Origin of the sequence: Hydrogenophaga sp. BPS33, assembly GCF_009859475.1 — a bacterium.
GTDB lineage: Bacteria > Pseudomonadota > Gammaproteobacteria > Burkholderiales > Burkholderiaceae_C > Hydrogenophaga.
Genome location: NZ_CP044549.1, coordinates 3,866,025 through 3,878,702, shown reverse-complemented (window position 1 = coordinate 3,878,702; position 12,678 = coordinate 3,866,025). Strand labels below are relative to the sequence as shown.

Below are 12,678 nucleotides of genomic sequence, written 5' to 3'. Positions count from 1 at the left end.
TTTCTGGATAACCAGAAAGACTCTTTTTACGGGGGAGGGTGTCTCCATGAGACAAGGCGTGCTTTGGCTTTTTTGCGCGGCATTGTGCTGGTCCGCGTTCGCGCAGGACGGCCGCAAATCCAACGAAGTGTTTGTCGACTCGGCGGGCAGTGCCGTCTTCAGCATGCCCATTGCCTTGCCGCAGGGGGCGGGCGATGTCAGCGCCGAATTGGCGCTGGAGCACCGCTCCCAGCGTGGCAATGGGGTGCTGGGTCTGGGGTGGGCTGTCACTGGTGTTTCTTCCGTGACCCGCTGCGCGAAGGTTCCCGCGGAAGAGGGCGCGCGGTGGGGTATTGCGAACAACGCGTCCGACGTGTTCTGTCTCGACGGCAAGAAGTTGCGCGCGTTCAGCGGCACCTATGGGGCGGACGGGGCGGAGTACCGGCTGGCGCTCGACAACTACGCTCGCATCCGGTCACAGGGCTCCGTCGGGGGCGGTCCCCGGTCCTTCACCCTTGAGGCCAAGGACGGGCGCATCTACGAGTTCGGCACGGCCGATGCCAGCCGGCTCGAGCATCCGTCGAAAGGGGCCATCCGCGTGTGGATGCTGGACCGCATCAAGGACCGCTTCGGCAACGCGATCCAGTACACCTACGACAAAAACGCCACGCTGGGCGAGCAGCGCCTGGTGCGCATCGCCTACAGCAATGGCGTCGTGCACTTCCGCTACGAGGGCCGGCCTTCCGACGATCTCATCGTGGCCTATGCGGATGGTGTCCAGTACGGCTCCACGCACAGCCGCCTCAGCGCCATCGACGTGATGCACCGGCCCATGGTGTCCGGCGCGGTGCAAGAGCGGCTGGTGCAAACGATCGGCTTTGCGTATATACAAAGCCCATCGAGCCGTCGCAGTCTGCTCAGCAGGGTCACGCGCTGCGCCCCGGACGGCCAGTGCCTGCCCGAGCTTGTGCTGACCTACCGCACGGGCACACCGGGGCAGTTCGTGCATGCAGGCGCGCACCCGGGCGCGGGCGGCAAAGGCCCCTTCGCGGTGGCGGATTTCGCGGGCAGCGGCCGCCAGACCATTCATTCGTTCGTGCGCTCCAACACCCTCAACGACAGCTTCGTCTGGGACATCGATGGCGACCAGAAGTCCGATCGCGTGTACATCCAAGGGCCGCCCAACGCGAAAGTACCGCAGGTCTTCTATGAGAAAACCCAGTATGGCAACGGGCAGGAGTCCTCGCGGGTGCTGCCCAGTTTCGGTCTCACGGGCTATCTGTGCTTTGCGGACCTGGATGGCGACGGCGTGAGCGAACCGCTGGAGGTCACGCACAGAACGCTGGGGGGCGGCCGCGTGCACCATGCGTTGAAGGAACACCGAACGGGCAGCGCTTTCGACTTCGGCGATCAAATGCCCGTGGCCTGCAAGTCTCTGGACCTCGACGGCGATGGCCGCGCCGAGTTGCTGATCACCAGTGCCACAGACATTCCCACGCTGCTCTCGTACAACGGCAGCGCCCTGGTTCGCCAGCCGATCAGCGTCAGCGCCACCCACCCCAAGACCACCTTGGGCGACTTCAATGGCGACGGCAGGACCGATTGGATCACCGGCGCCGCCTCTGTGGTGCTGTCGCAAGGTGACGCCACCAACGGCAGCCCGTCGTGGACCAGCACCGGAAAAATCGTCTGCATGGGCGACTTCAATGGCGATGGCCGCACCGACATCTTCACCGACGCGATGGCCCCCAACCTTGTGCTCTCCACCGGCACGGGCAGCCACCGCGTGGCGCACTCCCTGTACCCCATGAACTGGTTCGCCGGTTGCGGTGACTGGAACGGCGATGGCCTCACCGACGTGGCCGTCAACCAGGCGTACTGGATCAATGCGCTGCCGCTGGACGTGGACCGCCTGATCGACATCCGCTCCGACGGTGGGCTGGTGCAGAAGCTGTCCTACGGCACGATCACCCACGACAGCATCTACACCAAGGGCAGCGGCGCGGTGCATCCCATGGTCGACTTGCAGATCCCCTTGATCGTCGTCACGGGCCTGGAGCGCGGCACGGCCGACGCGGGCTTCGATGCCACCACCTACCGCTACCACGCCCTGCGCGCCAACCTGCGCAGTTCGGGCACGCTCGGGTTCGAGCGCGTCGTCGAACGGCGCGCGCTCACCGGGGTCAGCGTCGCGACGCACTACCACCAGGCCTATCCCTTGACCGGCCTGCGGTCGCGCATGCACACCTACGTGGGCTCGGATGCCGCGCCACAGACCCTGGAAGACCAGCGCTACACCTACCTGCAGCGCGGCGTGGGCGTGCCCAGTGCCACGGCGCTTTCCGCGCAAGTGCATCTGAGCAAGACCGAAACCACCCAGTTCGACCTCGCGCAGCCTGGGGCGCGGGTCGGCTCGGTGACCGAGGTCTCCGAGGGCTTCGACAGCTATGGCTTCCCTGCAAGGGTGACCACCGAACACAAGGACGCCAACGCCCAGGCCAGCAGCCGTTCGGTGTCGGAGTACGTCTACCAGCACGACGCCGCCCCATGGTTGATAGGCCTGATGGCCCGGGCCACGACGACGCGCACGAACCTGCGTGCCTCCGACATGCTCGTTCCTGCCACGGTGTCTTACACCTGTCCGCCGGAGCACACCTTGACGGGAACGGATTGCGTCAAGCTCGTCACCACGCCCTCCGTCACGGCCGCCACGCCGGTGTACAGCTGCCCGAGCGGCTGGGCCTTGAGCGGGACGGCCTGCACCGCGAACCATGCGGTGGCCGGCAGCCCCTATTGCGCCGTGCCTGGCACGACCTTGGTCGACTCGAACACGCGGTGCCGGGGCTTTGGAACAGCTTCGTTGTGTAGCCTGCAAGCTGCCACGGTGGGTGTGTCCTTGATCCACCAAGAAATGGTCAACGACGCGGTGACGCGCTGTGACTACAGCGTGAGCTACACCTGCCCGGCCGGCACGGCCCTCAGTGGCTCCCAATGCTTGAGGCCCATGTCGCAGGCGGCCAGCATGGCGCTGACCTGTCCCGCAGGCAGCACCTTGAATGGCAGCCAATGCCACGGCTTCCTCACCACGCCCCAAACGGTGGCCGCTCAACCCGTGTACGCATGTGCCGCAGGCAGTGCCTTGCAGGGCCAGCATTGCCTGAGCCCTTAGTGCCGATCGCACAACAACCCAACAAGCAACAACGGTGGCTGCGCCGAGCAGCCGGAACGGTGAGATCGATCGCGATCCGAAGGGAGTGGAAGTGAACTTTTCAAACGGTGCGCATGCGCGTGGCATGCCAGGTGTTGGGCGAGCTGGCCTGTGGCGCTTCATGTCGGTGGGGTGTTCCATCGTGCTGGCGCTCGGCCCCTCGCCGCTGCAAGCCCAGGTGGTCGAACCCGCCAGCCAGCTGAGCAGCACCCGGGTGGTGGTCTACGAGCGCGACCCGATCACGGGCGTGGTCACGGCCGAGACCGAGCAGCCCGACGTGGCGCCACACTGCGTGCGGCGCGAGTTCACGCGCGACGCCCACGGCAACGTCACCACCACACGCGAGCGCCCCTGCGCCAGCGGCGCCGCCTCTGGCACCGCCACCTTCGAACCCCGCGTGCACCAGACCGCCTACGCAGCCGCCGGCCAAAGCGCCGCTGGCATCTACCCCAGCAGCCGCACCGACCCGGCCGGCCACGGTCAACAACTCGAAGTCGACAACGCCTGGGGCAGCCCCACCCGCGAGACCGACCCCAACGGCCTGTCCACCACCCACACCCAAGACAGCCTGGGGCGGCGCACCCGCAGCGTCTGGCCCGACGGCCGGGTGACGAACTGGCGCTACGACTACTGCAACGCCCAGGGCACCAGCTCGGGCAGCGTGCCCGTGCCCAGCGGCGTGGCCCCCTGCGCGCCCCGCGCCGTGCTGCGCGTGCTCGAAGTGCCCACGCGCGGTGAAGGCGGCCCCATCAACGGCGCCGTGCGCGCCACCTACTTCGACCCCCAGGGGCGCGAAGTGCAACAGCAAACCCTGAGCTTCGCCGCGGGCGACGGCGCTGCGGCCGGTGTGAACCGGCGCTGGGCCACCGTGCGCACCGAATACGACGTGGCCGGGCGCGTGCAGCGCAAGAGCGAACCCTTCTTCGACGGCGACACACCCGTCTACACCAGCTTCACCTACGACGCCCTGGGCCGCACCACGCTGCAGAGCAAACCCAGCCCCTACGCGCCCGGCGGCCTGCAACAGACCGCACACCGCTACGGCCCGCGCAAAGTTGTCTCGACCAACGCACGCGGCCAGCAGCAAACCCGCGAGTTCGACGAACACGGCCGCATCCTGCGCGTGACCGACGCGTTGGGCCAGCAACAGCGCTACCACTTCAGCGCCTGGGCCGGTGTGCACCTGATCCGCGACGCCCTGGGCCACACCACCCAGATCCACTACGACCAAGGCGGCCACAAGGCGCGCATGGTCGACCCCGGCATGGGCACCTGGACCTACCAGCACGACCCGCTGGGCCAGTTGCGCGCGCAGACCAGCCCCAAAGGCCAGAGCGCCACCCTGCACTACGACACCCTGGGCCGCATGGTCCAGCGCACCGAGCCCGACCTGGTGAGCCACTGGCACTACGACACCACCGCCTCGGGTGCTGCGTGTGCCAGCGGCGCCACCAGCAAGGGCCAACTGTGCGAAGCCACGGCCGACAACCAATACCGCCGGCTGCGCCAGTTCGATGCATGGGGCCGCCTCGTGCAGGAGCGCACCACGCTCGATGCCGGCACCGCCTACGTGAGCCAACTCAGCTACGACGCCGACAGCCGCGTGGCGCGCCAGACCTGGCCCACCGGTCTGGCCGTGGACCACCTGTACGACGGCCCCACCGGCGCGCTCACCGAACTGCGTCTGGCGCCCAGCGGCCAGGCGATCTGGAGGCGCCAGGGCAACGACGCACGCGGCCAGTTCACCCAGGTCTGGTACGGCAACGGCGCGCAGACCCTCAACACCTACGACAGCCAGACCGGCTTGTTGCAAGTCTCCCGTGCAGGCCCCAGTGGCGCGCCCACGACCCTCATCGACCAAGCCTACGACTACAACCCCCTGGGCCACCTGAGCAAGCGCAGCGACCACCGGCACGGCACCGAAGAAATCTTCACCTACGACGAACTCAACCGTCTCACGCGCAGCCTGCTCAACAACACCGCCCGTGCGCAACTGCTGCGCAACATCGCCTACGGGTACGACGCGCTGGGCAACATCAGCTCCAACTCCGAGGTCGGCACCTACACCTATGCCCGCGGCCCGGGCGCGCGCCCGCACGCCTTGCTGCGCATCGACGGGCAGGCCGGCAAACTGGCCAACCCCACCTACACCTACGACCCCAACGGCAACGTGCTCAGCGTCGCGGGCAGCAACGGCCCACAGCGCATCCACACCTGGACCAGCTTCGACAACCCCTTGAGCTTCTCGCTCAGCCAGGGCGATGTGCAAGTCGACTTCCTCTACGGCCCGGAGCACCAGCGCATCCGCGAAGTCCAGCGCAAGACCACCGAGGGCGTCGCCAGCCAGAAGACCGTGCACGTGCTGCACCCGGACAACGAAGGTGGGCTGTACTTCGAGCGCGAGGTGACCCAGGCCGGCCCGGGTACCGGCCAGGCAGAAAACCGCCACTACATCAGCGCGGAGAAAGGCGCCTTCCTGCTCATCACCAATGCCTCGGCCCTGCAGGCCAACCCCGTGGCCACCACGCTGGGCGACGCCGAGCAGCGCTACTGGCACAAAGACCACCTGGGCTCCATCGTGGCCAGCACCAGCGCCAGCATGGACGTGATCGAGCGCATGGCCTACGACCCGTTTGGCAAGCGCCGCCACGTCGATGGCAGCTTCGACCAGACCGGCAGCATCGACGCGAGCAGCACCACCCGGGGTTTTACCGGCCACGAGCACCTGGACGAGCTGGACTTCATCCACATGAACGCGCGGGTGTACGACCCGGACGTGGGCCGCTTCTTGAGCCCCGACCCCACGGTGCCCGAGTTCACCAACCCGCAGGCTTACAACCGGTATGCGTACACCATCAACAACCCGTTGAACCTGGTGGACCGCAATGGGTTTGCGCATACCTCGCCGGGCTCCGATGGTGGCGATTCCTCATCGGGCACGGCGTCGGGAGGGGGAGAGGGCCCCAGTGGGGGGAATGGGGATTCGGCTGGGGATTCGACTGGGGTGGCGAGCAAGCCAGACAACCCCAACAAGACGTCGGCGCAGGGGGTGACGGGCGGGGATCTGTCCAAGTCTGAGGCGCAGAAGGAGGCGTCTCAGCAGGTGGCAGGATTGTTGGGGAAGCGCCATGTCGACAATGAAGTGCAAGGAGTCGGCGCGGGGGCTGTGATGCCAGGGCGAGTGAGCGCGCCCACGACGACCGCTCCGGCCAAAGTGAGCAAGCCGCAGGCAGAGCGCAAGTCGGATAGTGAAGTGAAGAGCTTGTCGGAGGTAACGGTTCGGGAGCCTCGGGAGACGCCGCCAATAGCCGTCACCCCGAACGGAGTTGCGATTCCCTCAAACCAGAAATATCAAATCCCTAGAACCTACGTTCAAAATCCGCACCGGCCCGGCAGCTATGGGGACATAGAGGCGGGGCGGTTTAGAGAAAGGCTGCGTATAGATCAAGCGACTCCCTCTAGTCAAAAAGGGCCAAACTACTCTCACTACCATGTGGATGGCAAGCCCGGACATTTCAGTCCGCGAACAGGTGACAAAGATCCAGGATTCAAGAAATGAAAAAAAGCTTCGACACTCTGCCTTGGCATGACGCAGTCCTTTTGAGGATTTCAGTTGATAGAACTAACGCTGGCGAGAAAGATGAGGTCTGCTTGGAGATTGCGTGGTCCGAAGATTTCTCGGAAAAAGTCGTGTTTAAGAACTGCTATGCGGCACATCTTTATATGAATTTTGGAGTAATTTGCGAAGAGCAAATCCTGAATGCATATGTTGACGAGAAGGATGCTGAGTTGCACAACATCCGGAAGAAGTGGGCAGATGTGGCAGTGAATCTTGACGCGCTTCAGTGCTTTCGAATTGAAACCTCGTCCACTGCCAGTGTTATGAGAATTTATGCCAAAGACTTTGAGACTCGGCGCTAGCACTTTGTTGCAATTTAAGAGGCTCGTGGGTGATGTTATTGTTCTGTGAGCACGGCTTCGCATGGATTGCGCACCATTGCGTATAGGCATGGGCTTTAGGATATGTTGTTGGAGTTTTATGTTAACTGAAGAGTGTGAAAATTGTCTCATCTGCTTGGAGAGGTGGCGAAAAAATGAGGGTGATGGCGGATGATGTAGAGGATTTCCTGCTAAACGATACGCGTCTTTCAAACATCATTGATCGCGTATCCCTTTTTTTGGCTTCCAATATCCTGCTCAATGTTGATGAAGTCAGAGGCCATCTTGGTATGCTGAAGTGCATGCAAGAGGAAGAATCCGTTGGCTCAGTCGTTTTTCAGGATATTTTTGAACGCTTGAAATATGGGGCGCTAAATCTTATGGTCATTGAGCCCATATATGGGGCTGCGGCAATAATCCTTGCGAAAAGCATAAGAGTTGAGTCATTTGATGAAGCGAAGGCACACCCTTCCGCGTGAGTGCGGGGCGGTGAGGGGGCGCTCGGTTAAATTGTGGTGTTGACATGGAACTTGATTGTTGAAGGGAGGTGTGTAATTTGAGAGTATTTTGAATATGACTTAATCGCACGAGATCGTGCTTCGATTTCAGGTTTTAAACGTTTTTGGATTTATAAATGATCAAGATAATCCAGGGTGGAGGTCGGTTGATGTTGGTCTTGGTGGGCATTTTGATGTCTGCAAGTGTTGGGGCACAAACCGCTGGGGATATAGTGGAAAACCGTGTGGCTTTTAATACCCCAAGCAACAAGAGCGTTTTTGCTGAGGTTCCACTGCCTCCAGGGAAGTGGGAGGTTCTGCGTACGTCAGTGTTTCCTGGAAAGGGCTACGCCGCAGTTGAATTTCGAGATGTACAGCTTGCGCAGTTGGATGGTAACCAGCTGAAATCCGTTCTGGACATCACAATGAAAGTGAATGGCATTAATAATGTTGAGTACAAATGGGATCTGTGCAAGACGACCCCGATCCTTGCCAAAGACGATTTCGGCACCTCTCTATACAAGCAGAAATGCCTCTCGTTGCGCCCCGTTTGGTTTTGGCAGCAAGACCATAAAGTGTCAAAGGAACTGCTTGCATTGATGGCGACCAAGAGTATTCAGCACGATGACAAAGCACTAATGCTTGAATATGAGCGGTACGGGGATATGGGTTATTATCTGCAGGTTCGGCAATATCTTTTTCCAGAAACCTACGGGATGGATAATCCCGCAATCACAGAAATGAAAGATTCGCCGTGGCACCCGACCCGTATCGATGCCGATCCGGCTCGGCGGAATTTTGCCGATGCCCTATTTAAATACGGCTTGAGCATCACACCCAGCTACGACAAAGCCTATTTCAGGCGGGAATCTCCGCCGCTCCCCGCCTTCGTCGCACCGTGAAGCACAACATGTCTTGGTGGGCCGCACCCCTGGCGGCCGCTGTGGTGCTGGCTGTCTCAACGGCATGCGCGTGGGCGGTGCTTCACACGCAGCGCGCGCAAACGCAGGCCGTGCAGCAAGCGCTTGAGGCACGCCAGGCGTTGGCGGCGCTTGCCGCAGGTCCAGCGGTTGACCCACGCACGGGCGAGCATTTGCCCCATGCAGACGGCGCAACACAACCCGCGCAATGGCCGCAACGAATGGCAGTCGACGAGGTGCTGCAGTTCGCCGGCGCATCGGCCGACGCAGGCGGCGTGCTCCTGCGCTCGTTGACGGTGGCCCACACCGCCGCGACCGAGCGCGCCTGGGGCAAGGTGACGCTGGAGGTGTCGGCCACGGGATCGCACGGTGCTTTGAAGGCCTGGCAGGCGGCGATGCAAGAGCATTTTCCGGCCTTGTCGGTGGCCAATCTTCGTATTCAGAACGCCCAAGGGAGCATGGGTGGCTCTGGGCTCGACATGCAGTCGGTATGGGTGCTGCCGGTTCAAGACCCGGACGCAGCATCTACCGCAGCGGCAAACACCGTCGGCTCACTGGGGCAACGGGCCGCGCTCACGTTGGCGCCGCGAGACCCCTTTCAGCTACCGGTGCCGTTGCCGCGATCCGCGCCGCCTGCCGTGGTGGTCGCAGCGCCCGTGGTGGTGGCTCCGATCGTGCCCCACGAGCCCACGCCCAGCCTGCGGTTTGCCGGCCGCATGCTGGCCCCCGACGGCCGCACAGTCGTGCTCGCCCAATGGGCCGATGGCACACCCGCGCGACTGGAAGCCGGCAAGGACGTTGGCAAAGGCTTTCGCGTGGAACGTATGAGCAAGCAGAGCGTGACGCTGCTCAACCCCCAGACGCAGGGCATGGTGCAACTGAGCTTGCCCGCAATGCCTCGTTTTGAAACCCGGTGAACCGATTGATGACGACGAGCGACAGGTGGCGGCAGAGGGTCGCCCGTTTCAAGTGGGTGGTGGCGATGTGGGTCTTGGCCATTGGCCTGGCCGGATGCGCACAGCAACGCATTCGCGAAGAGGCCAGCACGCAACTGCGCGAAGGCCAGTACGAATCGGCGCTGGCGACTTTGAAGGAGGGCGTTGCACGCTACCCGGACAGCGCCTTGTTGCGCGCCGGCTTGCATGCCACGCGCGGCGACGTGGTGGCGCGCCTGGTGGCCCAGGCGGTTCAGGAGCGCATGCAGGGTCGGCTGGACGCCGCCGTCGAGGTGCTGGAGCGCGCGCGCAAGCTGGAGCCGGAGAACCCGCGCGTGGCCGATTTGTTGGCCGACTTGCGCAACGAGCGGCATGTGCAGAACACGCTGGAGGTTGCGCGCCAACAGATGCAGAGCGGGCAGAAGGAGGCCGCTTTGCGCACCCTCGAAGGCACGCTGGCCGTGGCCCCGCGCCACGCCGAATTGTTGTCGCTCAAGCGGCAACTGGAGACCGAGCAACGCCTGGAAGCAGGTGCGTCCGCCCACCGGCTCGCCTTGGCAGAAACGCGGCCCATCAGCCTGGACTTTCGGGATGCGCCTTTGTCGTTTCTGCTGGAGGCCCTGCGCGATGGCAGTGGCATCAACTTCGTGGTGGACCGCGATGTGCAGATGGACCAGCGCGCGAGTGTGTTCATCCGCTCCACGCGGGTGGAGGACGCGTTGGACCTGGTGCTGAGCGCCTACCAGTTGTCGCGCCGCATCGTCGACCCGAAGACGGTGCTGGTGTACCCGAACACGCCGGAGAAGCACAAGGAACACCGCGAGCAGGTGATCCGCGTGTTTCATCTGGCGCACGCCCAGGCGAAGTCCACGGCCTCGTTGCTGCAAACCATGCTGCGTATTCAGCCGCCTTTTGTGGACGAGCGGGCCAACTTTCTGGCGTTGCGCGAGTCGCCCGACATCGTCGCGCTGGCCGAGCGGCTGGTGGCCTTGCACGATCTGGGCGAGGCGGAGGTGATGCTGGAGGTGGAGGTGCTGGAGGTGAAAACCACGCGCCTGACCGAGCTGGGCATCCACTTCCCGAGTTCCTTGGCGTTGACACCTTTGCCGCTGCCAGGCCAGACCGGGTTGACCGTGGACAGCGTGCGCAGCCTCAATTCCGGCCGGGTGGGCGTGAGCGTGGCCGGCTTGTTGATCAACCTGCGGCGCGAAGTGGGCGACTTCAACACGCTGGCCAATCCGCGCATCCGTTCGCGCAGCCGCGAGAAGGCGACCATCCTGATTGGCGACAAGGTGCCTGTGATCACGACCACGGCTGGCACCGGCGGTTTTGTGTCCGAGAACGTGAACTACCTGGACGTGGGCCTGAAGCTGGAGGTAGAACCCATCGTGTCGCCGGACGATGACGTGACCATCAAGCTCGGGCTGGAGGTGAGTTCGTTGGCGGGTGAGGTGCGCACCGCTGGAGGCTCGGTTGCATACCGCATCGGCACGCGCAATGCCAACACGCAACTGCGTTTGCGCGATGGCGAAACCCAGCTGCTGGGCGGGCTCATCAGCAACGAAGACCGCACCAACGCCAACCGGGTGCCGGGCCTGGGCGATCTGCCACTGGCCGGGCGCCTGTTCTCCAGCCAGAAGGACGACGTGCAGCGCACGGAGCTGGTCCTGGCCATCACGCCCCGCATTTTGCGCAGTGCGGCGCGGCCGGATGTGGCCATGGCCGAGATGTGGGTCGGTACCGAGAGCTTCACGCGGTTGCGGCCATCACCTGCCATGCGGGTGGCGTCGGCGGCTTCATCTGGAACTGCCTCATCGGCCGCACCAACTGCGTCGGCCCGCGCGACGGCGGCGCAACCACCCGCGCTTGCAAGCGGTCTGGATTTGAAGTTCACCGGGCCACCACAAGTGAAGGCCGGCGACACCTTTGCTCTCGCCTTGCATGCCACTTCGGGCGTGCCCCTGGCGGGCCTGCCGCTGTCGGTGGGGTTTTCAAGCGACACGCTGCAAGTGGTGGGCGTGGCCGAAGGGGACTACTTCAAGCAATCCCCCGCGCCCAGCAGTTTCACCCACGCGGTGAATGCTCCGGGTGGCCGCATCAGCGTGGGGGTACTCAGCGGCGCGGACAAGGGCGTGCGCGGCGAAGGTGACGTGATGCTCATCCGTTTCAAGGCCCTGCGGGCGGGTGCGGCCGAAGTGCGCCTTGAGACGGTAGACCCGCTGGGCCTCAGCGGGGTGGTGCCCGCGGCGAACAAGCCCGCGTTCAAGCTGCAGATCGAGTGAGTGGCGAATGATGTTTTCTCGCATGCACCTCGCCATGTACCCGTCGTTGCGCCAGTGTGGCTTCACCCTGATCGAGCTGTTGGTCGTCATGGGCATTCTCGGCATCCTGGCCGCGGCGGTCCTGCCGTTGGGCGAAACCCTGGTGGTCTCGCAGAAGGAGCGCGAGCTGCGGCGTGCCTTGTGGGAGATCCGCGATGGCATCGACGCGTACAAGGCCCAGGCCGCGCGCGGTGCGGTAGCGGCCGAGGCGCCTGCCTCGGGCTACCCGCCGACCCTGGACGTGCTCGTGTCCGGTGTCGACGATGCCAGCGCGCCGAGCGCTGCTCGCCGCCTGTACTTCCTGCGGCAGATTCCGCGCGACCCGTTCGCGCCGGCCGACCTTCCCGCGGAACAGACCTGGCGCCTGCGCAGCTACGCGTCGCCGCCAGACCGCCCGGCACCCGGCGCGGACGTGTTCGACGTGCGCTCGTCTTCCGACGCCATGGCCCTGGATGGAACACCTTATGCATCGTGGTAGATCCCGCGCAGCCCACCGCCATGGCCATGACCATGGCTTCACGCTCATCGAGCTGCTGGTGGTGCTGGCGGTGCTCGCCGTGTTGGCCGGCATCGTCACGCCCCTGTACCTGGACCGCGTGGACGACGCGCGCGAGACCGTGCTGCGCCAGAATCTCGTGGGCATGCGCCAGGCCATCGACCAGTTCTACCGCGACAAGGGCCGCTACCCGAAATCCCTGCCCGAGCTGGTGGAGCAGCGCTACCTGCGCGCCATTCCGCAAGACCCGGTCACCCAGCGCGCAGACACCTGGGTCGTCCTGCCGCCCAGTCTCGGTGCGTCGAATGCCGTGTACGACGTGAAAAGCGGTGCGACGGGCCGGTCCAAGGACGGCACGGATTTTCAGCAATGGTGACGAGATG

9 protein-coding genes are annotated in these 12,678 nt (G+C 64.0%); all 9 read left to right on the top strand.

Annotation, left to right across the window (positions count from 1 at the left end):
* Positions 1 to 58 precede the first annotated feature (58 nt).
* Entirely contained in the window at positions 59 to 3,148 is a 3,090-nt protein-coding gene (locus tag F9K07_RS18050) for a SpvB/TcaC N-terminal domain-containing protein (protein WP_159594742.1), read from the top strand.
* Between the two features lie 91 nt (positions 3,149 to 3,239).
* Positions 3,240 to 6,746: an RHS repeat domain-containing protein gene (locus F9K07_RS18045; protein ID WP_159594741.1), complete on the top strand. Its 3,507-nt coding sequence runs from the start codon at positions 3,240 to 3,242 to the stop codon at positions 6,744 to 6,746.
* A complete protein-coding gene (locus F9K07_RS18040; RefSeq protein WP_159594740.1) occupies positions 6,743 to 7,108 on the top strand; it encodes a hypothetical protein in 366 nt (121 codons plus the stop codon). Before F9K07_RS18045 ends, F9K07_RS18040 begins: the two co-directional genes overlap by 4 nt.
* A 134-nt stretch (positions 7,109 to 7,242) precedes the next feature.
* Positions 7,243 to 7,605, top strand: coding sequence for a hypothetical protein (locus tag F9K07_RS18035; protein WP_159594739.1), 363 nt, complete (start codon positions 7,243 to 7,245; stop codon positions 7,603 to 7,605).
* Between the two features lie 155 nt (positions 7,606 to 7,760).
* Positions 7,761 to 8,525 (top strand): hypothetical protein, encoded by a 765-nt coding sequence (locus F9K07_RS18030; RefSeq protein ID WP_159594738.1) that lies wholly within the window; start codon positions 7,761 to 7,763, stop codon positions 8,523 to 8,525.
* 8 nt (positions 8,526 to 8,533) lie between these two features.
* Positions 8,534 to 9,460: a hypothetical protein gene (locus tag F9K07_RS18025; RefSeq protein ID WP_159594737.1), complete on the top strand. Its 927-nt coding sequence runs from the start codon at positions 8,534 to 8,536 to the stop codon at positions 9,458 to 9,460.
* Positions 9,461 to 9,468: 8 nt separating this feature from the next.
* Complete coding sequence (locus F9K07_RS18020) at positions 9,469 to 11,760, top strand: cohesin domain-containing protein (RefSeq protein WP_159594736.1); 2,292 nt, start codon at positions 9,469 to 9,471, stop codon at positions 11,758 to 11,760.
* Between the two features lie 7 nt (positions 11,761 to 11,767).
* Positions 11,768 to 12,277, top strand: coding sequence for a type II secretion system protein (locus F9K07_RS18015; RefSeq protein ID WP_236581320.1), 510 nt, complete (start codon positions 11,768 to 11,770; stop codon positions 12,275 to 12,277).
* Positions 12,264 to 12,671: a type II secretion system protein gene (locus F9K07_RS18010; RefSeq protein WP_159594735.1), complete on the top strand. Its 408-nt coding sequence runs from the start codon at positions 12,264 to 12,266 to the stop codon at positions 12,669 to 12,671. The genes F9K07_RS18015 and F9K07_RS18010 overlap by 14 nt, the downstream gene beginning before the upstream one ends.
* Positions 12,672 to 12,678: the final 7 nt, after the last annotated feature.

What these genes read in the sequence shown, in the direction of transcription:
- F9K07_RS18020 (WP_159594736.1), top strand. Translation starts at nt 9,469, where the DNA reads ATGACGACGAGCGACAGGTGGCGGCAGAGGGTCGCCCGTTTCAAGTGG.
- F9K07_RS18015 (WP_236581320.1), top strand. Translation starts at nt 11,768, where the DNA reads ATGATGTTTTCTCGCATGCACCTCGCCATGTACCCGTCGTTGCGCCAG.
- F9K07_RS18040 (WP_159594740.1), top strand. Translation starts at nt 6,743, where the DNA reads ATGAAAAAAAGCTTCGACACTCTGCCTTGGCATGACGCAGTCCTTTTG.
- F9K07_RS18025 (WP_159594737.1), top strand. Translation starts at nt 8,534, where the DNA reads ATGTCTTGGTGGGCCGCACCCCTGGCGGCCGCTGTGGTGCTGGCTGTC.
- F9K07_RS18030 (WP_159594738.1), top strand. Translation starts at nt 7,761, where the DNA reads ATGATCAAGATAATCCAGGGTGGAGGTCGGTTGATGTTGGTCTTGGTG.
- F9K07_RS18010 (WP_159594735.1), top strand. Translation starts at nt 12,264, where the DNA reads ATGCATCGTGGTAGATCCCGCGCAGCCCACCGCCATGGCCATGACCAT.